This is a genomic window from Aquabacter albus (assembly GCF_040049275.1).
Lineage (GTDB): Bacteria > Pseudomonadota > Alphaproteobacteria > Rhizobiales > Xanthobacteraceae > Aquabacter.
The window spans coordinates 630,291-651,328 of the sequence record NZ_JBDZDT010000001.1; the positions used below are offsets into that span (position 1 = coordinate 630,291).

The 21,038-nt window shown below is 66.9% G+C and carries 23 protein-coding genes; 7 read left to right on the forward strand and 16 right to left on the reverse strand.

The genetic code is table 11. The features are described from left to right. Window positions 1–184: 184 nt before the first annotated feature. From ABLE91_RS02605 to bioB, 5 genes are read right to left on the reverse strand one after another with little or no spacing between them, the layout of a single operon-like run. Window positions 185–1,162 carry a beta-ketoacyl-ACP synthase III gene (locus ABLE91_RS02605; RefSeq protein WP_348928134.1) on the reverse strand — a complete coding sequence of 326 codons (978 nt, stop codon included), beginning with the start codon at window positions 1,160–1,162 and terminating at the stop codon, window positions 185–187. Beyond that, the gene (locus ABLE91_RS02610; protein ID WP_348928136.1) at window positions 1,159–2,421 is read right to left on the reverse strand and encodes an adenosylmethionine--8-amino-7-oxononanoate transaminase; all 1,263 of its coding nucleotides are present in this window, start codon (window positions 2,419–2,421) and stop codon (window positions 1,159–1,161) included. Before ABLE91_RS02610 ends, ABLE91_RS02605 begins: the two co-directional genes overlap by 4 nt. Before the next feature lie 18 nt (window positions 2,422–2,439). Continuing rightward, window positions 2,440–3,060, reverse strand: a complete 621-nt coding sequence (gene bioD, locus ABLE91_RS02615) for a dethiobiotin synthase (RefSeq protein ID WP_348928137.1) — start codon at window positions 3,058–3,060, stop codon at window positions 2,440–2,442. Then, the gene (locus ABLE91_RS02620) at window positions 3,057–4,202 is read right to left on the reverse strand and encodes an 8-amino-7-oxononanoate synthase (protein ID WP_348928139.1); all 1,146 of its coding nucleotides are present in this window, start codon (window positions 4,200–4,202) and stop codon (window positions 3,057–3,059) included. Before ABLE91_RS02620 ends, bioD begins: the two co-directional genes overlap by 4 nt. Next, a complete protein-coding gene (gene bioB, locus ABLE91_RS02625; protein ID WP_348928141.1) occupies window positions 4,199–5,188 on the reverse strand; it encodes a biotin synthase BioB in 990 nt (329 codons plus the stop codon). The genes ABLE91_RS02620 and bioB overlap by 4 nt, the downstream gene beginning before the upstream one ends. Window positions 5,189–5,314: 126 nt before the next feature. Between bioB and ABLE91_RS02630 the strand changes: the two genes are divergently transcribed. Continuing rightward, window positions 5,315–5,662, forward strand: coding sequence for a cupin domain-containing protein (locus ABLE91_RS02630; protein WP_348928143.1), 348 nt, complete (start codon window positions 5,315–5,317; stop codon window positions 5,660–5,662). A 223-nt stretch (window positions 5,663–5,885) separates the two neighbouring features. Here ABLE91_RS02630 and ptsN read toward each other — a convergent pair whose 3' ends face one another. From ptsN to ABLE91_RS02675, 9 genes are all read right to left on the reverse strand, one after another. Beyond that, window positions 5,886–6,350, reverse strand: a complete 465-nt coding sequence (gene ptsN, locus ABLE91_RS02635) for a PTS IIA-like nitrogen regulatory protein PtsN (RefSeq protein WP_348928145.1) — start codon at window positions 6,348–6,350, stop codon at window positions 5,886–5,888. Window positions 6,351–6,460: 110 nt separating this feature from the next. Further along, entirely contained in the window at window positions 6,461–7,048 is a 588-nt protein-coding gene (gene hpf, locus ABLE91_RS02640; protein WP_348928147.1) for a ribosome hibernation-promoting factor, HPF/YfiA family, read from the reverse strand. A gap of 308 nt (window positions 7,049–7,356) precedes the next feature. Then, window positions 7,357–8,439, reverse strand: a complete 1,083-nt coding sequence (paaE, locus tag ABLE91_RS02645) for a 1,2-phenylacetyl-CoA epoxidase subunit PaaE (RefSeq protein WP_348928312.1) — start codon at window positions 8,437–8,439, stop codon at window positions 7,357–7,359. Between the two features lie 11 nt (window positions 8,440–8,450). Beyond that, on the reverse strand, window positions 8,451–8,972 hold the full coding sequence (gene paaD, locus ABLE91_RS02650) for a 1,2-phenylacetyl-CoA epoxidase subunit PaaD (RefSeq protein ID WP_348928149.1): 522 nt from the start codon (window positions 8,970–8,972) through the stop codon (window positions 8,451–8,453). After that, entirely contained in the window at window positions 8,972–9,748 is a 777-nt protein-coding gene (gene paaC, locus ABLE91_RS02655) for a 1,2-phenylacetyl-CoA epoxidase subunit PaaC (protein ID WP_348928150.1), read from the reverse strand. The genes paaD and paaC overlap by 1 nt, the downstream gene beginning before the upstream one ends. Window positions 9,749–9,868: 120 nt before the next feature. Next, window positions 9,869–10,156, reverse strand: coding sequence for a 1,2-phenylacetyl-CoA epoxidase subunit PaaB (gene paaB, locus ABLE91_RS02660; RefSeq protein ID WP_348928152.1), 288 nt, complete (start codon window positions 10,154–10,156; stop codon window positions 9,869–9,871). A 20-nt stretch (window positions 10,157–10,176) separates the two neighbouring features. Next, window positions 10,177–11,163 (reverse strand): 1,2-phenylacetyl-CoA epoxidase subunit PaaA, encoded by a 987-nt coding sequence (gene paaA, locus ABLE91_RS02665; RefSeq protein WP_348928153.1) that lies wholly within the window; start codon window positions 11,161–11,163, stop codon window positions 10,177–10,179. 202 nt (window positions 11,164–11,365) lie between these two features. Continuing rightward, window positions 11,366–12,694 (reverse strand): MFS transporter, encoded by a 1,329-nt coding sequence (locus tag ABLE91_RS02670; RefSeq protein ID WP_348928155.1) that lies wholly within the window; start codon window positions 12,692–12,694, stop codon window positions 11,366–11,368. A gap of 327 nt (window positions 12,695–13,021) precedes the next feature. After that, on the reverse strand, window positions 13,022–14,050 hold the full coding sequence (locus ABLE91_RS02675) for an SDR family oxidoreductase (RefSeq protein WP_348928157.1): 1,029 nt from the start codon (window positions 14,048–14,050) through the stop codon (window positions 13,022–13,024). A 113-nt stretch (window positions 14,051–14,163) separates the two neighbouring features. Between ABLE91_RS02675 and ABLE91_RS02680 the strand changes: the two genes are divergently transcribed. Next, window positions 14,164–14,574 (forward strand): winged helix-turn-helix transcriptional regulator, encoded by a 411-nt coding sequence (locus ABLE91_RS02680; RefSeq protein ID WP_348928158.1) that lies wholly within the window; start codon window positions 14,164–14,166, stop codon window positions 14,572–14,574. On the opposite strand, the gene paaX is transcribed toward ABLE91_RS02680, so the two are convergent. Together paaX and ABLE91_RS02690 are read right to left on the reverse strand one after the other, a co-directional pair. After that, window positions 14,564–15,415 carry a phenylacetic acid degradation operon negative regulatory protein PaaX gene (paaX, locus tag ABLE91_RS02685; protein ID WP_348928160.1) on the reverse strand — a complete coding sequence of 284 codons (852 nt, stop codon included), beginning with the start codon at window positions 15,413–15,415 and terminating at the stop codon, window positions 14,564–14,566. The two genes, ABLE91_RS02680 and paaX, sit on opposite strands and share 11 nt — an antisense overlap. A gap of 32 nt (window positions 15,416–15,447) precedes the next feature. After that, complete coding sequence (locus tag ABLE91_RS02690; RefSeq protein WP_348928161.1) at window positions 15,448–16,098, reverse strand: TetR/AcrR family transcriptional regulator; 651 nt, start codon at window positions 16,096–16,098, stop codon at window positions 15,448–15,450. Between the two features lie 271 nt (window positions 16,099–16,369). Between ABLE91_RS02690 and ABLE91_RS02695 the strand changes: the two genes are divergently transcribed. From ABLE91_RS02695 to ABLE91_RS02715, 5 genes are all read left to right on the forward strand, one after another. Further along, window positions 16,370–17,527 carry an ABC transporter substrate-binding protein gene (locus ABLE91_RS02695; RefSeq protein WP_348928163.1) on the forward strand — a complete coding sequence of 386 codons (1,158 nt, stop codon included), beginning with the start codon at window positions 16,370–16,372 and terminating at the stop codon, window positions 17,525–17,527. A gap of 201 nt (window positions 17,528–17,728) precedes the next feature. Further along, window positions 17,729–18,601: a branched-chain amino acid ABC transporter permease gene (locus ABLE91_RS02700; protein ID WP_348928164.1), complete on the forward strand. Its 873-nt coding sequence runs from the start codon at window positions 17,729–17,731 to the stop codon at window positions 18,599–18,601. Beyond that, window positions 18,601–19,548, forward strand: a complete 948-nt coding sequence (locus ABLE91_RS02705) for a branched-chain amino acid ABC transporter permease (protein WP_348928166.1) — start codon at window positions 18,601–18,603, stop codon at window positions 19,546–19,548. The genes ABLE91_RS02700 and ABLE91_RS02705 overlap by 1 nt, the downstream gene beginning before the upstream one ends. Continuing rightward, window positions 19,545–20,333, forward strand: coding sequence for an ABC transporter ATP-binding protein (locus ABLE91_RS02710; protein ID WP_348928167.1), 789 nt, complete (start codon window positions 19,545–19,547; stop codon window positions 20,331–20,333). The genes ABLE91_RS02705 and ABLE91_RS02710 overlap by 4 nt, the downstream gene beginning before the upstream one ends. Continuing rightward, window positions 20,320–21,018, forward strand: coding sequence for an ABC transporter ATP-binding protein (locus ABLE91_RS02715; RefSeq protein ID WP_348928168.1), 699 nt, complete (start codon window positions 20,320–20,322; stop codon window positions 21,016–21,018). Before ABLE91_RS02710 ends, ABLE91_RS02715 begins: the two co-directional genes overlap by 14 nt. Window positions 21,019–21,038 lie beyond the last annotated feature (20 nt).

Consider the following 21,038-nt stretch of genomic DNA (forward strand, 5'->3'; position numbering starts at 1 on the left):
CGAAGCACAGTGGAATGCGACCCGGGACCCAGCGCAAGAGACCGCCGAAGGCGCTTCAATAAGCCGTCGCCACGCGGTGACGGCGTGAAGGCGCTGGTCGCGGGTTGACGGCTTCGCCGGAGTCTTGCGCTGGGCCCCGGATCTGCGTTCGAGCTGCGCTCTCACTTGTCCAGGGCAAGAAGGCTCACACCCGCAGCACGCACGCTCCGCCGGTGAGACCGCCACCCGCCGCACTCATCAGGATGATCTCGCCAGATTCCAGCGGCTTCTCCTGGTGCGAGAGCGACAGGGTCAGTGGAATGGTCCCCGCCGAGGAATTCCCGTACCGCGCGATGGAACGGGCCACCTTCTCGGGCGGAATACCAAGATTGTGCGCCACCGCATCCAGCAGCCGCTCATTGGCCTGGTGCGGTACGAAGCGGTCCACCTGTGCTGCCGAAATTCCCGCCTGCTCCAGCGCGTCGCGCGCCGCATCGCTCATCAGCCGCACGGCGCCGAGAAACAGCGCCTTGCCGTCGGTAAGCGTCATGCGCGTGTCCTCCACCGACAGGTCCGGGGAGAAGGGCCGGCTTGAGCCCCCCGCGGGGATATGCACCAGTTCGTAGCCCGAGCCCTCCGAGCCCAGGGAGGCGCCGAGGATGCCGCCCTCCCCGCCCGGCGCCACCACCACCGCGCCGGCCGCGTCGCCGAAGATGACGGAGGAGCCGCGCTCGGTGGGATTGATGCGGCGGGAGAGCAGGTTCGCGCCGATCACCAGAGCCGGCCGCCGCCACGTGCGCACGAAGCCTTCCGCCATGACCAACGCATAGAGGAAGCCCGCGCAGGCGCCCGCCATGTCCACGGCGCCGGAATGTGCGAGGCCCAGCTTGTGCGCCACGAGCGGCGCGGAGGGCGGCAGGAGATGGTCGGGCGTCGAGGTGGCGAGCAAGGTGAGTGCGATGTCGCTGCGCGGCAGGCCCGCCTCTTCCAGCGCCATCTCGCCGGCCGCGACCGCAAGGTCTGAGAGGGTCTCGTGCGGCTCCGCCCAGCGGCGCTCCAGAATGCCCGTGCGTCGTTCGATCCAGCCGGTCTCCAGGCCGAGGGAGGATTCGATCTCGGCGTTCGGCACCACCCGCACGGGGGCTGCATGGCCGAGGCCGAGGAGGCGCGTGCCGGCGCTCATGAGGGGCTCCCGAAGCGGTCGCCGGCCTCATGGATGGCGGCGTAAAGCCTGTCCAGCTCGTCGGCCGTCACGCAATAAGGCGGCATCAGATAGAGCACGTTGCCGAGAGGGCGAACGAGCAGGCCCTGCTCCAGGAAGAAGGCCCGCATCTTCGGCCCGGCCTCCGCCAGATAGCCCGCGCCCGGCACCTTCAAATCCAGCGCCGTGATGGTGCCGCAGCGGCGCGCATTCTCGAAGCGTCCGTCATCCGCGAACTGCGCGATGCGCTCCGCCTGCATGGCGCAGAGCGCTGCGACCCGTTCCGCCACCGGCTCCTGCTGCCAGACCTTCACATTGGCGAGCCCGGCGGCGCAGGCGATGGGATTTGCGGTGTAGGAAGAGGAATGGAAGAAGGTGCGCGAACGGTCCTGCGAGTAATGCGCCGCGAACACCTCCTCGCTCGCCAGCGTGGCGGCAAGCGGGATGGCGCCGCCGGTAAGGCCCTTGGAGGTGCACAGGATATCCGGCGAGATGCCCGCCTGTTCGCACGCGAACATGGTGCCGGTGCGGCCCCAGCCGGTCATCACCTCGTCGGCGATGAAGAGGGTGCCGGTCTCCCTCGCGATGCGCGAAAGCTCGGAGAGAATGGCGGGCGGATACATGAGCATGCCGCCGGCGCCAAGCACCAAAGGCTCGATGATGAGCGCCGCCGCCTTGCCGCCCCGCGTTGCCGCCTCGAAGGCGTCCAGCGTCTCCTGCTCCTTGCCCGGCGCGGGGAAAGGGATGCGATCCACCTCGAACAGCAGCGGCTCGTAGGCGGCGTTGAACACGCCGCGCGCACCGACGCTCATGGCGCCGATGGTGTCGCCGTGATAGCTCGCCTCCATCACCACGATGCGGTGCCGCGCCTCCCCTTTATTGCGGAAGGTGCCGAGCGCCATCTTCAGCGCCACCTCCACGCTGGTGGAGCCGGAATCCGAATAGAAGACGCGGATGAGGCCCGGCGGCGCCAGCGTCACCAGCTCGCGCGCCAGAGCCTCGGCATAAGGATGGGTGAAGCCGGCGAAGATGAGCTGGTCCAGCTCCTCGCTCGCGGCCCGGATGGCGGACATGATGGCCGGGTGCCGGTGGCCGTGGGTGATGACCCACCAGGAGGAAATGGCATCGAGGATGCGCCGGCCCTCGGCCGTCTCCAGATAGGCGCCCTCGGTGCGCGCGATGAGCGGCGGGGCCGGCTCGGTGGCGTGCTGGGTGAAGGGGTGCCAGACGGGCGAATTCATCTCAAAGGAAATCCAGCATCACAGGAAATCTCTGGCCTCGAACGCCCCCGCGAACGCCGCCTGCAAAGCCTCCGGCGTCAGCGGCGCGACGGGGGGCAGGCAGCCGAGCACCTTTACCCCCGAAAAGGCGGCGATGACATCCTGGCTGTCGCGCATCTCCTCGCCGATGAAGGCGATGCCCTTGATAGGGATGTTCCGCGCTTTGAGCGCCTCGATGGAGAGCAAGGTGTGATTGATGGTGCCGAGGGCGGTGCGGGCGCAGAGCACCACCGGCAGGCCCCAGTGGGCGAAGAGATCGATGGTGAGAAGGTCGCGCGTGAGCGGAACCATGAGCCCCCCTGCCCCCTCGATCACCAGCGGGCGCTGCGGAGGCACGAGGAGGCGGGCGGGATCGATGGCGACGCCCTCCGCCTCGGCCGAAAGATGCGGCGAGGCGGGCAGCTTCAGGCGATAGGCTTCGGGCAGGATGCGCTCCGGCGGGACGCGGCCAAAGCGCGCCACCGTCTCGCTGTCGGTTTCCTCCTCAAGGCCGGACTGAACCGGCTTCCAGTAAAACGCCCCGAGCGCATGGGTGAGCGCGGCGGCGAAGACGGTCTTGCCGATGCCCGTGTCCGTGCCGGTGACGATGAGCGCGCTCACGCCGGCACCTCGGCCATGGCCTCGGCGATGGCGTCCACGAGGCCGGAGACGATGGCGGCGTCCACATTCAATGTGAGCGAGACCCGTAGCCGCGCGGTGCCTTCGGGCACGGTGGGCGGGCGGATGGCGCGGCAGTCGAAGCCGGCGGCCCGCACCTTCGCCGCCACCGCCGTCGCGCGGGCATTGGTGCGGAGCATCACGGGAATGATCTGCGAGCCAGAGGGCGGCACGCCGAGGCGCTGCATCAGCGAGCCTTCGGCGGTCTTCACCAGCATGGAAAGCCGCGCCCGCCGCTCCGGCTCGTCCTTCAGGATGCGCAACGATTCCCGCACCCCGGCGGCCACGAGGGGCGAGGGCGCCGTGGCATAGATGAAGGGTCGGGCGCGGTTCACCAGGAAATCCAAGAGGCTGCGATGCGCCGTCACCAGCGCGCCGGAGACGCCCAGCGCCTTGCCGCAGGTATGGATTGAGATAAGCGCCTCGCGCCCCTCATAGTCCGCCGCCAGCCCCCGCCCGTCCGGGCCGAACACGCCGGTGGCATGGGCCTCGTCCACCACGAGGAAGCCGTCATGGCGCTCGGCGATGGCCATGAGGTCGGTAAGCGGGGCGGCGTCGCCATCCATGGAATAGATGCTCTCCACGGCGATGAAGGGCGTGCCCTTCCCGCCCGCCCCGCGCCAGCGCAGGACGGCATCTTCCATCGCCTGCGCGTCGTTATGGGCGGTGGCCGCCACCTCCGCCTTGCCCGCCTGCATGCCGGCATGGACGGAGGCGTGGATCAGTTCATCATAAACGATGAGATCGCCGCGCCGGGGCAAGGTGGAGAACAGCGCGAGGTTGGCGTCGAAGCCGGAGGCGAAGAACAGGCAGCCATCCGCGCGGAGAAAACGCGCCGCCTCCTCCTCCAGCGCCTCATGCTCGGGATCGTTGCCGCGCAGTAGCCGCGACCCCGCAGCCCCCACCGGCACACCGCGCGCCACCGCCTCCTGAACCGCCGCCTTTAGGCGCGGCGAGGAGGCTAGGCCCAGATAGTCGTTGGAGGCGAAATCATGCCCCGCGCGCGGCTCCAGCGCGCGGCCCCGGCTGCGGCCGCGCAGGCCCTCCAGCGTCGCCGTGAAGCGGCCGAGCCGCCCGGCGCTCATTGGCGGGTGTCCAGCTCCTCGGCCGTAATCCCCAGGCGGCGGAACAGGCCGGTGTCGTGGTCCTCGCCGGGATTGTCGGCGGTGAGCAGCGTCTCGCCCACGAAGATGGAATTGGCGCCCGCGAAGAAGCACATGGCCTGCAATTCGTCCGTCATCTCGGTGCGGCCGGCAGAAAGGCGCACGTGCGAGGTGGGCATGAGGATGCGGGCGAGCGCGATGGTGCGCACGAACTCGATGGGGTCCACGGGCGCCGCGTTCTCCAGCTTCGAGCCCGGGATGGGAATGAGCATGTTGATGGGCACGCTCTCCGGCGGCACGGCCATGTTGGCCAGCGTCAGCAGCATGTCGATGCGGTCGCCCGCATTCTCACCCATGCCGAGGATGCCGCCGGCGCACACCTTCATGCCCGCCTCGCGGACGTTGGCCAGCGTCTCCAGCCGGTCGGTGAAGGTGCGGGTGGTGATGATCTCGCTGTAATAGCGCTCGGAGGTGTCGATGTTGTGGTTGTAATAATCGAGCCCGGCGTCCGCGAGGCGGTGGGCCTGCTGCGGGTTCAGCATGCCGAGCGTCATGCAGGTCTCCATGCCCAGGGCTTTGACGCCCTCCACCATGGCGACGACCATGTCCATGTCGCGCTCCTTGGGCGAGCGCCAGGCGGCGCCCATGCAATAGCGCGTCGCGCCGCCGTCCTTCGCCTTCTTCGCTTCAGCGAGGACGCGCTCAACCTCCATCAGCTTGGAGGCCTTCAGGCCCGTCGGCGCGTGGGCGGACTGGCTGCAATAGCCGCAATCCTCGGGGCAGCCGCCGGTCTTGATGGAGAGCAGGCGGCTCATCTGCACCTTGTTGGGGTCGAAATGGGTGCGGTGGATGCTCTGGGCTTCGAACAGCAGGTCATTGAGCGGGAGATTGTAGAGGCGCTCGGCCTCTTCGCGGCTCCACAGGCTGCGAACCCCAGCGTCCTTGGGAACGGGCACCACCACTGTCATCGTCCAAAACCCATCCTGATCTGCCCCTTCCCTGAGTTATACCGGAAAGTGTCACTGACAAAATGCTAAGAATGGCGTGGAAAACCCGTCTCCTGTGAACCTCACGAAATCCGCGAGTGACGCGTCATGAAGCTCCACGAACTCGATCGCTCGAAAACGGAAGCCATCGCCGGGCCGATCGATCCCGCCGCCGTCGTTTCGGGCAAGCCGGAAACCCGCGCCTTCGTCACTTATGACGCACCGGAGGAGCGGCTGTGTGTGGGGGAATGGGAGGCAAGCGTGGGCAAGTGGCGGGTGAAATATGATGAGTGGGAATATTGCCTCATCGTCTCCGGCCGCTGCGTGGTGACGGGGGACGACGGCACGGTCATCCATGCGGGCCCGGGCGACGCCTTCGTGCTGGAACCCGGCTTCACCGGCACCTGGGAGGTGGTGGAGCCCATGCGCAAGCATTGGGTGGTGCGGACGCCTTGAAGGGCTTTTTGTCCTGGACAAGCGAAAGCGAAGCTTGAGCGCAGATCCGGGACCCAGCGCAAGAATCCACCGAAGGTGCTTCAACCCACCAGTGCCGCCACGCGGCGATGGTGCAAAAGGCGCTAGTCGCGAGTTGACCGCTTCGCAGGAGTCTTGCGCTGGGTCCCGGATCTGCGCTCCGCTTTCAGCGTCACTTGTCCAGGACAAGCCGCGCTTTTAACCCCTACGCCGCATCCGACGCGGACGCCGCCGTCAGCAGGGCGTGAATGAGCGATGCATCGCGGGTGGCGCGCAGCTTCTCGGCGATGCTGGGGTCGCGCAGCATGCGGGCGACGCGGGCCAGGGCCTTCAGGTGGTCCGCTCCCGCCGCCTCGGGTGCGAGCAGGAGGAAGACGAGGTCCACGGGTTCGCCGTCCAGGGCCTCGAAATCGATGGGCTTTTCCAGGCGCGCGAAGGCGCCGAACAATTGTCCGAGCTTCGGCAGCTTGCCGTGGGGGATGGCGATGCCGCCGCCCACGCCGGTGGAGCCGAGCCGCTCGCGCTGGAGCAGGGTGTCGAAGATTTCCCTCTGATCGCGCCCGATGAGAACGGAAGCGTTGTGCGCAAGCTCCTGGAGAGCCTGCTTCTTGCTGCTCGCCCGAAGGGACGGAAAGACCGCATCGGGTGCGAGGAGATCGGCGAGGGGCATGGAACCTTGTTCCTGGGTCTATAGCGCGATCCGTGCCGGGGCCCAGGGGGCTCCGGCAGCGGAGAGGGGCCGGAAGGGGGACATGCCGCCCTTCCAGGCCCGCGCGCGGGTCAATGTTTTTCCTCGGAGAAGGCGGCAGGGTCGATCCACCCCACATGCCCGTCCGGGCGCCGGTATACAACGCTCATGCGCCCGTGTCCGGCATGGCGGAACACCACCACTGGCGCTCCGGTGATCTCCAGCTCCACCACGGCATCGGCCACAGAGAGGCTGCGGAGCTTGGTCACCTGCTCGGCGACCACGGTCGGGCTCCAGCCCTCCAGGCCCTCGTCCGTCTCGTCCTCGGGAGCGGGCGCAAGCACGTAGGCCTGCGCGCTCACGGCGCCATTGGCGTTGCCATGCCCGTGACGATCCTTAAGGCGCTGCTTATAGCGTCGCAGGCGCTTCTCAATCTTGTCCAAAGCCGCGTCAGCGCAGGCATTCGCCTCGTGCGCGTTGCCCTGGGCCTGAAGATTCACGCCCGAATCAAGGTGAAGCATGCACTCGGACCGATAGCCGGATCCGTCGCGTGCCACGGTGACGTGGCCAGACCATCCGCCATCGAAATATTTGCCGAGCACCTCGGAAATGCGGTCCGACAAACGTTGCCGGAGGGCATCTCCGACGTCGATATTCTTACCCGAGACGCGTAAGGCCATGCGATTTGGTCCCCTTTGGAGTTAGGACGTGGGTGATCCCCTCGTTCTCCCCCGTTCTTTTCAAACCGGCCGGCCTATCAGTGGTAGGAGCGCTGCGACCAACTGTCAACGATGGCGGCGACGTAGGGGCTTCGGGAGGCATTCAACCTTTGGCCTGCTTGGCCAAGCGCGGCGACGCCATGGCGCGTGCCATCTTGGCCTTGACCGGGGATGGGAAGCGGATTCAGCGAGAATCGGGGCATGCTCCGCCCTTTCGGAGAAGCTCCTGGTGCGCCTAGGCCTGAACGGCCCTTTGGGCGGCAAGCCCCTCACATCTGGTCGAAATCCACCACCACGCGCTCCGTGGTGGGGTGCGACTGGCAGGTGAGGACGAAGCCGGCCTTCAGCTCCCACGGCTCCAGGGAATAGTTCACGTCCATCTCAACGGCGCCTTCCACCACCTTGGCGCGGCAGGTGGAGCACATGCCGCCCTTGCAGGCAAAGGGCAGGTCCATGCCGGCGCGCAGGGCGGCATCGAGGATCGTCTCGCCCTTGGCCACCGGCACGTCGCGGCGCTTGCCGTCCACGATCATGGAGGCGATGTGGGCCGGCGGCGCATCGGGCACCACCACCGGCTTCGGGCGCGGCTTGCCGCCAAGGGCCGAGACGAAACGCTCGGTATGGATGCGCTCCTCAGGGATCCCGAGGGCCTTCAAGGTTGCCTCGAGCTCGTCGATCATGCCCTCCGGGCCGCAGACGAAGGCATTGTCCACCGCGGCCGCCGGCACCATGGCGGTGAGCAGCAGGCGCACCTTCTCGCCATCGAGGCGGCCGTTCAGCACGGGCAGGTCCTGCTCCTCCTTGGAGAGGACGTGGAAGATGGACAGGCGGCCAAGGAAGCGGTCCTTCAGCTCTTCCAGGTCTCCACGGAACAGGATGTCGGTGGTGGAGCGGTTTCCGTAGAACAGGAAGAAGCGGCTGTTGGGCTCGCGGGAGAGCACGCCGCGCACGATGGAGAGGATGGGCGTGATGCCCGATCCCGCCGCAAACGCCGCATGCAGCCGCCCGTCTTCCGGTGCTTTTCCCAGCCCGAACCGGCCGGTGGGGGTCATCACCTCAAGCTCATCGCCCACCTTGATGGCGCTGTTGGCCCAGGCGGAGAACAGGCCGTTCTCCACCTCCTTGACCGCAATGCGCAATTCCCCGTCGTCCGGGCCGGAGCAGATGGAATAAGAGCGGCGCACGTCTTCGCCCTCCAGCGTGGTGCGCAGCGTCAGATACTGGCCCGGCGCGAAGGCGTAGTCTCGCGAGAGGTCCGCGGGCACCGCGAACGCGATGGAGACAGCCTCGTTGGTCTCGCGCTTCACGTCGCGAACGGAGAGGCGGTGGAATTTCGGGGTCGCGGCGGACATGGTCTCACCCGTCAGTGGCATTTGAAATAATCGAACGGCTCGCGGCAGCTCCGGCACTGCCAGAGCGACTTGCACGAGGTAGAGCCGAAGGCGGCGATTTCCGTGGTGTCGATCGAGCCGCATTGCGGGCAGGCCACCTCATCCTCGCCGAACAGCGCGCGCCGGCCGCCCCCCTTCGCGGGGGGCGCAATGCCGTAGTCCTTCAGCTTCTGCCGGCCTTCCTCGGTCATCCAGTCGGTGGTCCAGGCCGGCGAGAGCACGGTCTTGACCTGGACCGGGCCGAAGCCCGCTTTCTCCAGCGCCAGCTCGATCTCCAGCGCGATCATGTTCATGGCCGGGCAGCCGGAATAAGTGGGCGTGATGGCCACCTCGATGCGCCCGTCGGCGACGCTCACGTCCCGCAGCACGCCGAGATCGGCGATGGAGAGGACCGGGATCTCCGGGTCCACCACCGCGCCCGCCACGCGCCACACGTCCTCGCGCAGCGCTTCCTGGCCACGCGGCGCCTGGCGATCGTGAAGCGCCGCACCCATCACCAGGCCGCTCCGGGAAAGGCGCGCTGCATATATTGCAGGTCGGCCAGAAGATGGCCGAGATGCTCGGAATGGGCGCCGGAGCGGCCGCCCTTCTGCATCCACTCAGTCTCGGGCAGCTTCAGCGTTGCCTCCGTCAGCACTTTGGAGACCGTCTCGCGCCACAGGCCGCGCAGGGTCTCCGGGTCCGGGGCCACGCCGTCTGCGACCAGGGACGTTTCGCCCGCGTCCGCCTCGAACATCTCGCCGGTGAAGGACCACAGATGATCCACTGCCTCTTGGGCGCGGCGATGGCTTTCCTCCGTGCCGTCGCCGAGGCGGATCACCCATTCGGCGGAATGGCGCAAATGATAAGCGCTCTCCTTCTCCGCCTTCGCCGCGATGGCGGAAAGCGTGGCATCGGAAGAGGCCGTCAGCGCCCGCCAATAGGGGTCCATGAAGGCGGAATAGAAGAACTGGCGCACCATGGTGCGGGCGAAGTCGCCATTGGGCTGCTCCACGAGGAGCACATTGCCGTAGCCGCGCACGTCGCGGCGATAGGCATAGGCGTCCTCGTCATTCCCGGCGGCTTCCACCTCGGCGGCATAGGTGTAGAGCGAGCGCGCCTGGCCGATGAGATCGAGGCCCATATTGGCCAGGGCCATGTCCTCTTCCATCATGGGCGCGTGGCCGCACCATTCGGACAGGCGATGGCCGAGGATCAGCGCATCGTCGGCGCGGCGCAGCAGATAGCGGACGAGCGGCGTCTCCGTGACGGTGATGGAGCCAGCGGCCATGGTGCGTTTCCCTGGTTACGTCGGTCATCCCCGGACTTGATCCGGGGATCTCTCCCGGTTCTGCGGGAGATGGCCGGGTCAAGCCCGGCATGACGGCTTAACGGGCGTGTCCGCCCGCGCTCACATATGCCCGACTTCGTCCGGCACGTCGTAGAAGGTCGGGTGGCGGTAGATCTTGCTCTCCGCCGGCTCGAACATCATGCCCTTGTCCGCAGGATCGGAGGCGGTGATGGCGTTGGAGGGCACCACCCAGATGGAGAGCCCCTCCCCGCGACGGGTATAGAGATCGCGCGCGGCCTGGAGGGCCAAGGTCGCGTCGGTCGCGTGGAGCGAGCCCACATGCTTGTGGGCGAGGCCGTTGCGGGAGCGGATGAACACTTCCCAGAGCGGAATGGTCTGGCCGGCCATGGTGCGTTTCCTCTTGAATCTCAGGCGGCCGCCTTGGCGCGGCGCTTCTCGGCGAAGGCAAGGGCGGCTTCGCGCACCCAGGCGCCATCCTCATGGGCCTTGCGGCGCGCGGCGAGCCGGTCGCGGTTGCACGGGCCGTTGCCGGCCAGGACCTGCTTGAACTCGTCCCAATCGATGGCGCCATAGTCCCAATGGCCGGTCTCATCGTTGAACGTGAGGTCCGGGTCAGGAAGGGTCAGGCCGAGATACTGGGCCTGGGGCACGGTGGCATCGACGAACTTCTGGCGCAGCTCGTCATTGGAGAAGCGCTTGATCTTCCAGCGGGTGGAGGCGTCCGAATGCTGGCTTGCGGCATCCGGCGGGCCAAACATCATCAGGCACGGCCACCACCAGCGGTTCAGCGCATCCTGCGCCATGTCCTTCTGCTCGGCCGTGCCCTTGGAGAGGGTGACCATGATCTCGTAGCCCTGGCGCTGGTGGAAGGATTCCTCCTTGCACACCCGGATCATGGCGCGGGCATAGGGACCATAGGAGCAGCGGCAGAGCGGGATCTGGTTCATGATCGCCGCGCCATCCACCAGCCAGCCGATGGCGCCGATATCGGCCCAGGTCAGGGTCGGATAGTTGAAGATGGACGAATACTTGGCCTTGCCGCTGAGCATCTGGTCCACCAGCTCTTCGCGCGATGTGCCCAGCGTCTCGGCGGCGGCATAGAGGTAGAGGCCGTGGCCGCACTCGTCCTGCACCTTGGCGAGGAGCGCGGCCTTGCGGCGGAGCGAGGGCGCGCGGGTGATCCAGTTGCCCTCCGGCAGCATGCCCACGATCTCGGAATGGGCGTGCTGGGAGATCTGGCGCGTCAGTGTCTTGCGATAGGCCGCCGGCATCCAGTCATTGGGCTCGATGCGCTCTTCCTCGTCGATCCGCTCCTGGAAGCGGGCGGCGAGGGCGGCGTCCTCGATGTTGCGGTCTGCGGCGTCCGGATTGGCGTTGAGGGCCTGGGTGTACATGCAGCTCCTCCCTATCTTGGAAAGATTATATGTAACGGAATTTTTTCATGCAAGTTATTTTTGTAACATGTTGGGATGCGGTGCATCCCTCCAAAGCGCGTCATGGCATCTCCGCCCGCGGACGACGGGTGAACGTCCACGGGCGGAGATGCCAATGAGAAAAATGTGCAGGGCCCGAAGACCCTGCACATGGACGATCGCGTCAGGAGGCGGGCCTCGGCTCGAAGGGTTCCCAGATGCTGATCTTGCGGGTCTCCGGCATCAGGAAGAGGCAGAGCACGAAGCACACGGCCGGCACCGCGATGGGATAGATCAGCGCGTAGCCGACGCTGCCGGTGGCGGCGAAAGCCGCCGAGGTGATGAACGGCACCAGTCCGCCGCCCCACCCATTGCCGATGTGATACGGCACCGAGACAGACGTGTACCGGATCTTGCCGGGGAAGTATTCCGCCAGGAACGCCCCGACCGGCCCATACACCATCCCCACATAGCAAACGAGGATGAAGATGATGAAGACCGCGACCGGATAGTTGATGTTGCCGGGATGCGTGACCGTCCCCAGCCACGAATACAGGGGATAGTAGGTGAGCGCGGCAAGCAGCATGCCGCCCAGGATCACCGGCTTACGGCCGATGATGTCGGACAGCCAGCCGAAGAAGATCAGGCTCGGCGTCGCGATGAGCAGCGCGGCGCCCACGATGTAGGACGACGTCAGCGCGTCCACCTTGGACACCTGCTGCAGGAAGTACAACGCCCAGAACTGGCCGCTGTACCAGACCACGCCCTGCCCGATCAGCACGAGCGTGGCGATCCCCACATACTTGATGTTGGAGCTGAGGAAGGCCTCCCTCCACGGATTCCGGGTGGTCTGCCCCCTGGCCTTGATCTCCTGGAAGATCGGCGTCTCCTGGAGTTGCAGCCGGATGTAAATCGCGACGGCCACCAGCAGGAAAGACACCAGGAACGGAACCCGCCACGCCCATGCATTGAAGGCTTCGGTGCCGAAATAGGTGCGTGTCGCGATGATCACGGCGAGCGACACCACGATGCCCAGCGTCGGAGAGGTCTGGAGCCAGCCGGTGTAATAGCCGCGGCGGGCGTCGGGGACATGTTCGGCCACATAGGTGATGGCGCCGCCATATTCGCCGCCCAGGCACAGGCCCTGGATCATCCGCAGGCCGAAGAGAAGGAAGGCGGCGGTCAGGCCGATGGACTCGTAGGTCGGGATCAACCCGATCGCACCCGTCCCCAGTCCCATTCCGGTGAGCGTGACGAGGAAGGTGTATTTGCGGCCGATCCGGTCCCCCATCCATCCGAACAGGAATGCTCCCAGGGGACGGATCAGGAAACCAGCGGTGAACAGCGCAATCGTGCTCAGCAGAGCCGCGACCGGATGGCTCTGCTCGAAGAACTTGACCGACAGAACCGCCGCCAAACTCCCAAATATATAGAAGTCATACCACTCGATGACGTTCCCCACCGACGCGGCGACGATCACCCGGCGGAAATCCTTTGGGATTTGAATGGCCATTCTTGCCTCCTCTTACAAGGCATTCCTCCTGTTGTTCATGCGTTGTCTTCTCGCCCTGCGAGATTCATGCGCGACAGACCAGCGGGCGCGGGCGCGACGCCGGCCTTGAGGAGCTTTGAGCCACCAGGGAAAGCTCCAACGGCCTTCAGCGCCGTGAGCAACCGCTCCCTCCTGCCCGTCCAGGAGCGAAAGCGTAAACCACAGTATAATCCCTAATGAGATGGCTGAGGTATAAAACTTTTGGCTCAGCCCAACTCAGCCGAACGCGAGGGACAAGCGCCGAAACCTTTGGCTTGTTTGATCGGGATCTGTGAGCGTCCGTCCCCCTTATCCCCGCAACAACCCGAATTTCACGAGGCTCTCCCCGGACGCCACGATCGCGTCGTCCGCACTCCGCGGCGACCAGCCGAGCACGCGCATGGCTTTCTCGCTGGTGGCGTTGCGCACGACGCTGAGCAGCGGCACCGAAGCCTTGGCCATGGGGCTGCGCACGGCCGCAAGGCGCACCATCCAGTCAGGCAGAGTGAAGCGCGGCGCCCGTTTGCCTGCTGAACCCATGCGCGCCTGCAGCACCCCGGCGATCTCGCGCAGCCACATGAAATCGCCCGAGACGGCAATGAAGCGCTCCCCCTTGGCGGCCGGGTGGGTCATGGCGCGGATATGAAGATCCACCACGTCCCGCACGTCCACCACGCCGAAGCAGATGCGCGGCACGCCGGGCATGATGCCGTCCATCAGCCCCTTGATGAGGGCAAGCGAACCCGACAGGTCCGGCCCCAGGGTCGGGCCGAACACCCCGGTGGGGTTGATGACGGACAGCTCAAGGCCCCCGCCTTCCCTGGCGATGAAATCCCAGGCGGCGCGCTCGGCCAGCGTCTTCGACCGCATATAGGCCTGCACGTCCGGACGGGTCGGATCGGTCCAGCCGGTCTCGTCGAACGGCGCTTCCTGCACTCCTCGGCCGTAACCGATGGCTGCGAACGAGGACGTCACCACCACCCGCCGCACGCCCGCATCGCGCGCCGCGCGCAGCACCCGCAGCGTACCGTCGCGGGCGGGGATGATCAGTTCGTCCTCGTGCTTCGGCTGGCCCTGAGGCAGGGGCGAGGCCACATGCAGCACATATTCGCACCCGGCGGCGGCCTCGGCCCAGCCGGCATCGCGCTGAAGATCGGCGGCGATGAAGGACACGTGCCCGCCAGCCTCGACACCGCCCTCCTTCAGCATGGCCCGCACCTCGCCTTCGCGTGCGAGGTTCCGCAAGGTGGCGCACACCTCGTGACCGGCGGCGAGAAGCTGAAGAATGGCATGGCTGCCGATGAAGCCCGACCCGCCCGTCACCAGAACCCTGCTCATGATGTCCCCTGTTCGCCGCCGCCCCGAGCGCGGCCTCGATGATCCGTGTTATCGTCGGCAAGAGATCGTATGTGCGGCGAGATGATCAAGTAGGATGAATAATGATACTTGGTATGGAAAAAGAGACTATTGAGCCATGCGGCGATGATCAGCCCTGCTGCGAGGGCTGCACGCCAAGTAGTTCCGATATCTCCCACTTCCAGAACGCCATCCGCACCATCGTCGGCAAGTGGAAGGTGGAGATCGTCTTCACGCTCATCAGCGGCCCGCGCCGCTTCGGCGAAATCCGGCGCGCCCTGCCCGGTATCACGCAGCACACGCTGACGGCCCAATTGCGCGAGCTGGAAGGCAGCGGGCTGCTGGTGCGCACGGCTTATGCGGAAATCCCGCCGCGCGTGGACTATGAACTGACCGATGCGGCCTATGCGCTGCTGCCGGTCTTCAAGGCCATGCTGGAATGGTCCCGGCGCTATGGCGCGCAGCTTGAAGCCCACGGCACGGGCACGGCGGCCCTCACCCCTTGAAGCGGCGCCACACCTCATCGCTTGGCGGGAGCGGCGCGCCGCTTTCATCCACCGCATTCTCGTCCAGCCAGCGCTCCGAGCCCTCCAGCAGCGCGCCATAGACCTCGGCGCACAAAGCCCGCGCCGCGGCGCCCGGCCAGTCGGCGGGCAGCACCTCGGCGGGGAGGATGGGGTCGCGCAGCACGATGCGGCGGTATTCGTGGATCAGCAGCACACGGCCCACGAGGCAGTCGAGATCGGAGAGCGTCTGCCCGCCAAGCACGGCCGCGCGCAGCGGACTGAAAGCATCGAGGAAGCGCGCATAGGCTTCCCCCGTGGCCTCCAGCGCCCAGGCCCGCGCTGCCAGCGCCCGGTTCGCGGCATCGTCCCCGCCCGCCCTCAGCCGCAGCGCGCCATCGGCCTCCACGGGCACCGGCACCCCGCCGGGGGCGATCCACACACCGGGCGCGGGGCTGCCGAAGCCGGCCGCCTCCAGCGCGCCCCGCGCGCCGTTCTCCGCCAGCAGCATGTCGAAATGTCCGGCCCATGCGGGGGCGTTCTGGCTGTAGATGTGGGAGGTCGCCTGCTGGAAGGTCTCGCGCCCCTTCTCGGCGAGGCGGTAGTAGGAATTGCGCCCCACCTTGGTGCGCTCCAGCCAGCCGTCGGAAGCAAGGCGCGACATGGCGGTGCGCACCACGCCGTCCGAAATATCCAGCGCCCTGAAGAAGGCCGAGAGCGTGCCCAGCCACACGCTGCCGCCCCGCGGCACGATAGCATCGCCATAGATGGTGACGATGATGGACCAGGTGCGCGAGGGCTCGGCGCGGACATGATCGAGAATGGCGGTGAGCGCGCGGGACATATCCCGATCCATAGCCCGGTCGTGTGGAATCGTCACTCGGCCTTGGACATGCGTAAGCGCGGCGTCACCTTCGCAGGCGCCGCCACGGCCGCCGCCGCCCGCGCCGCGCCGCCCGCCAGAAGCTCGGTGACGAGCAGGGCATAATCGTCGCGCGACAGGCCCTTGCCTTCCCGGAACCAGAGATAGTGCCAGTTCAGCATGCCGAAGAGCGACATGGTGATGGGCTTCAGCAGCGGCCCCCGGCCGATCTCCGGCACCGCCTCCGCGATGGCATCGGAGAACAGCACCACGAGGCTGCGCTCCATGCCGCGCAGGATCTCCTGCCGCTCTGCGGGAAGCAGCTTCAGATTGGCGATCTGGATCTGGTGCTCGGCATCGGCGTCGCGATAGGCCTCGAGCAGCGCGGCGCAGATGCCATGGAGCCGCTCCTGCGGATCGGCCACGCTCGCGGACGCCGCCTCCACCACGCCGATCAGCCCTTCCAGATGGTCGGAGATGATGTCGAAGAGCAGCGCTTCCTTGTCGGAATAATAGTGATAGAGCAATGCCTTGGACACGCCGCAGGCGTCCGCGATCATGGTGATCGAGGTGCCGGAATAGCCGTATTGCGCGAACAGCTCGGCCGACCTGTGCAAGATGGCCAGCCTCTTGGCGTCATAGTCCTGGGCGCGGGTGCGAGCCATCCTTCACCATCCACCTTCGCGGGGAAAAACGGGACGCCGCCCCGCGCGGCACTTCGAACCAGATCATGCGCCGATAGGATTTCGGCATATCAAAGATTGTCCGGTTGGTCGATCAATCTAAAGCACGCGTCCGCAAAGCGCCACGGATATGATTGACCAATCGGTCGGTTAATCATAGATTGCCCTTGGAGCTGCCCTTCCGCAAGGTCGTGGCGGCCGGGAGGCGGGCCAACCCGCTCCTTACGACCATGCCTTTTGGGAGGAACGCCACATGGGAACGTCCGTCGCCGGACGGTGGGCGCTGCGCGCCGTCGCACTCGCCGCTTTCATTTCCACCTCCGCCTTCGCGGCCGACCCGGTGAAGATCGGCTCGGTGCTCTCGGCCACCGGCCCCGCCGCCTTCCTCGGCGACCCGGAAGCGAAGACGCTGAAGCTCTATGTGGAGGAGCTGAACAAGAAGGGCGGGCTGCTCGGGCGCCCCGTGGAGCTGGTGCTCTATGACGATGGCGGCGATGCCAACAAGGCGCGCACCTTCGCCACCCGCCTCGTGGAGGACGACAAGGTGATCGCCATGGTGGGCGGCACCACCACGGGCACCACCATGGCCATGATCCCGGTGTTCGAGGACGCCAAGATCCCCTTCATCTCGCTCGCAGGCGCCATCGAGATCATCGAGCCCGTGCGCGCCTTCGTCTTCAAGACCCCGCACACCGACAAGACGGCGTGCCAGAAGATCTTCGAGGACATGAAGGCCAAGGGCATCACCAAGATCGGCATGATCTCGGGCACGGACGGCTTCGGCAAGTCCATGCGCGCCCAGTGCCTGGGCGTGATCAAGGATTACGGCATCACGGTGCTGGTGGACGAGAATTACGGCGCCACCGATTCTGACATGACGCCCCAGCTCAACAAGATCAAGAACACGGCCGGCATCCAGGCGGTGCTAAACCCCGGCTTCGGCCAGGGCCCGGCCATCGTGACGCGCAACTACGCCCAGCTCGGCATCACCCTGCCGCTCTATGAGAGCCACGGCGTCGCCTCCAAGAGCTATGTGGAGCTGGCCGGCCCCGCCGCCGAGGGCGTGCGCCTCCCCGCCCCCGCGCTTCTGGTGGCCGACAAGCTCGCGGCTGACGACAAGCAGAAGGCGATCGTGGCCGAATACAAGGCGTCCTACGAGAAGGCCACCGGCCAGCCGGTCTCCACCTTCGGCGGCTACGGCTTCGACGGCATCCAGCTTCTGGTGAAGGCCATCGAGAAGGCGAAGTCCACCGACCCGCAGAAGATCCGCGACGCCATCGAGGGCACGAAGGATTACGTGGGCGTGACCGGCATCTACACCATGTCCGCCACCGACCATCTGGGGCTTGGAACGGACTCGTTCCGCATGCTCCAGATCAAGGGCGGCGACTGGGTGATGGAAGCGAAGTGATCGCCTGAGGCGCTCTGCCCTCCCCCGCCCCACATAACTCCCTCTCCCGCTTGCGGGGGAGGGTTGGGGAGGGGGCCCAGCGCAGCGAGGAATGCGCTTCTCACGCTCGTAGCATTTCCGGCCTGCGGCCGCCCCCTCCCTAGCCCTCCCCCGCAAGCGGGAGAGGGGATTTCTCTTCCACCAGGACCCGCGCGAGCAAACATGGCCGAGTTCCTGCAACTGGTGTTCTCAGGGCTGACGGTGGGCGCGGTCTATGCGCTCGTCGCGCTCGGCTTCACGCTCATCTACAACGCCTCCGACGTCATCAATTTCGCCCAGGGCGACTTCGTGATGATCGGCGGCATGGGCACCGTCTTCCTCGCCGCCGCAGGCATCGCGCTGCCCGTCGCCGCCTTCATCGCCATCGTCGGGGCGGTGCTGGTGGGCCTGCTGCTGCACCGCCTCGCGATCGAGCCCGCGCGGGGCGCCTCGCCCGTGGCGCTCATCATGATCACCATCGGCGCGTCCATCTTCATCAAGGGCGTGGCGCAGGTGGTGTTCGACAAGCAGTTCCATTCCCTGCCCGCCTTCTCCGGCGATGCGCCCATCGCGGTGGGCGGCGCAACCATCCTGCCCCAGAGCCTGTGGGTGATGGGCATCGCGCTCGCTCTGTTCGTGGCGCTCTACCTGTTCCTGGAGAAGACCCTGCTGGGCAAGGCGCTGCTCGCCACCGCCGCGAACCGGCTCGCCGCGCGGCTCGTGGGCGTGAACGTCACGGTCATCCTCGCTTTGGCGTTCGGTGTCTCCGCCGCCATCGGCGCCATTGCCGGCGTGGTGGTCACGCCCATCACCCTGACGCGCTATGACGTGGGCACCCTGTTTGCGCTCAAGGGCTTCGCCGCCGCCATGGTGGGCGGCATGGGCAACCCCCTGGGCGCGGTCGTGGGCGGGCTGCTCATCGGCCTGCTGGAAGCCTTCGGGGCCGGCTACATCTCCTCCACCTACAAGGATGCGGTCGCCTTCGTGGTCATCCTTCTGGTGCTGTTCTTCATGCCGCGCGGGCTGTTCGGCGGGCGCTCGGTGGAGCGCGTGTGATGCTCGCGAGCCTCCTCAAATCGCGCCTCGCGACCCTCCTCCTGCTCGCGATCATCATCGCGATCATCCCCTATGTGGCGCCCTCCGCCTTCTATCTGCGGGTCGCTGCCGTGGTGTGGGTGTTCGCACTGGCCGCCCTCGGCCTCACCATCCTCATGGGCTATGCGGGACAGGTGAGCCTCGGCCATGCGGGCTTCCTCGGCATTGGCGGCTATGCGGTGGCCATCGGCCCCACCCATCTAGGCCTCAACCCCATCCTCTCGCTCTTTCTCGGCGCCGCGCTGGCCGGGCTGCTCGCTTATGTGGTGGGCCGGCCCATCTTGCGGCTGAAGGGCTATTACCTCGCCATCGCCACGCTCGGCTTCGGCGTCATCCTCGCCCTCGTCTTCCATTCCGAGAGCCAGTGGACCGGCGGGCCGGACGGCATGCAGGTCGCGCGGGCGACGGTGTTCGGCGTCCGCATCTCCGGCGCCTCCACTTGGTATTGGGTCACGGCGGGCGCGCTGCTCATCGGCGCGTGGCTGGCGCTCAACATCGAGGCGAGCCCCACCGGCCGCGCGCTGCGCGCCCTGCACGACAGCGAAGTGGCCGCCGCCGGCACCGGCATCGACGTGGCGTCCAAGAAGCTCGCCGCCTTCGTCATCGGCGCCATCTATGCCGCCTTCGCGGGCGGGCTGCTGGCCGCCATGAACGGACTCATCACGCCGGATGCCGCAAGCTTCATGCACTCCATCGAGCTGGTGGCCATGGTCATCATCGGCGGGCTCGGCTCAGTGCTGGGGGCGGTGGTGGGCGCCGCCTTCCTGGTGGTGCTGCCCCAGGCGCTCACCATGCTCCAGGAATACGAGCAGGCGGTGCTCGGCCTCCTCATCATGGTGTTCATGATCTTCCTGCCCGCCGGCATCGTGCCCACCTTGCGCAAATGGCTGCTGGAGCGCCTGTCATGAGCCTGCTGGCGGTCGAGGATATCGGCATCTCCTTCGGCGGCCTCATCGCCGTGGACAAGGTCGGCTTTTCCGTGGAGCCGGGCCAGGTCTTCTCCATCATCGGCCCCAACGGGGCGGGCAAGACCACCCTCTTCAACCTCGTCACCGGCATCTACAAGCCGCACCGGGGGCGCGTGATGATGGCCGGCGAGACCATGACCGGCCTCGCGCCCCACGTGCTGGCGAAGCGCGGCATGTCGCGCACCTTCCAGAACCTCCAGATCTTCTTCCGCATGACGGCGCTGGAGAATGTGATGGTGGGCCGCCACCTCTCCGAGCGCTCCTCGTTTCTCTCCGATCTGTTCGGCCTACCCGCCTCGGCCAAGCAGAACAAGGTGACGTGCGAGGCCGCCCAGGCGCTGCTGGAGCGGGTCGGCCTCGGCGGCGTCGCCAACACCACCGCCGGCTCCCTGCCCTATGGCGCGCTGAAGCGGCTGGAGATCGCCCGCGCGCTCGCCGCCGCGCCCAAGGTGCTGCTGCTGGACGAGCCCGCCGCCGGCTGCAATGCGGTGGAGACCGAGGCCATCGACCACCTCATCTGCGACATCGCCAAGAGTGGTGTCGGCGTGGTCCTCATCGAGCACGACATGAAGCTGGTGATGAAGATTTCCGACCGGGTGCTGGTGCTCGCCCAGGGCCGGCGCCTTGCGGAAGGGCCGCCGCGCGAGGTCCGCGAGGACCCGGCCGTCATCGCCGCCTATCTCGGTGAGCACGGGGCAAAGGAGGCCGACCGTGCTCACGGTTGAAAACCTCTCCTCCGCTTATGGCCGCATCACCGTGCTGCACGAGGTGAACCTCGAAGTGCGCACGGGCGAGATCGTGGCGCTGGTCGGCTCCAACGGCGCCGGCAAGACCACGCTGCTGCGCACCCTTTCCGGCGTCCAGCCCGCCTCCTCCGGGCGTATCCTGTTCGACGGCACGCCCATCGAGCGGCTGGAACCCCATGTGCGGGTGGCGCGGGGCATCGCCCAGTCGCCGGAAGGGCGGCAGGTGTTCGGGCCGCTTTCCGTCGAGGACAATCTGAAGCTCGGCGCCTTCCGCCGCCGCAGCCCGGAGGCCGGAGCGCTCGGACGCATCTATGAGATGTTTCCGGTGCTGGCCGAAAAGCGGCGCATCCCGGCCATGAGCCTCTCCGGCGGCCAGCAGCAGATGCTCGCCATCGGCCGCGCCCTGATGGCGGCGCCGAAGCTGCTCTTGCTGGACGAGCCCTCCCTCGGCCTTGCGCCGCTGCTCATCGACCAGATCCTCGCCGCCGTGGTGCGGCTGAAGGGCGAGGGCATCACCGTGCTCCTCGTGGAGCAGAACGCCTCCGCCGCGCTGGCCATCGCCGACCGCGGCTATGTGCTGGAGACCGGCCGCGTGGTGCTGGAAGGCGAAGGCCGCGCGCTGCTCCAGGACCCGAAGGTGCGTGCGGCGTATCTGGGGTTGTAAGAAGGCGTCTGCCCATCATT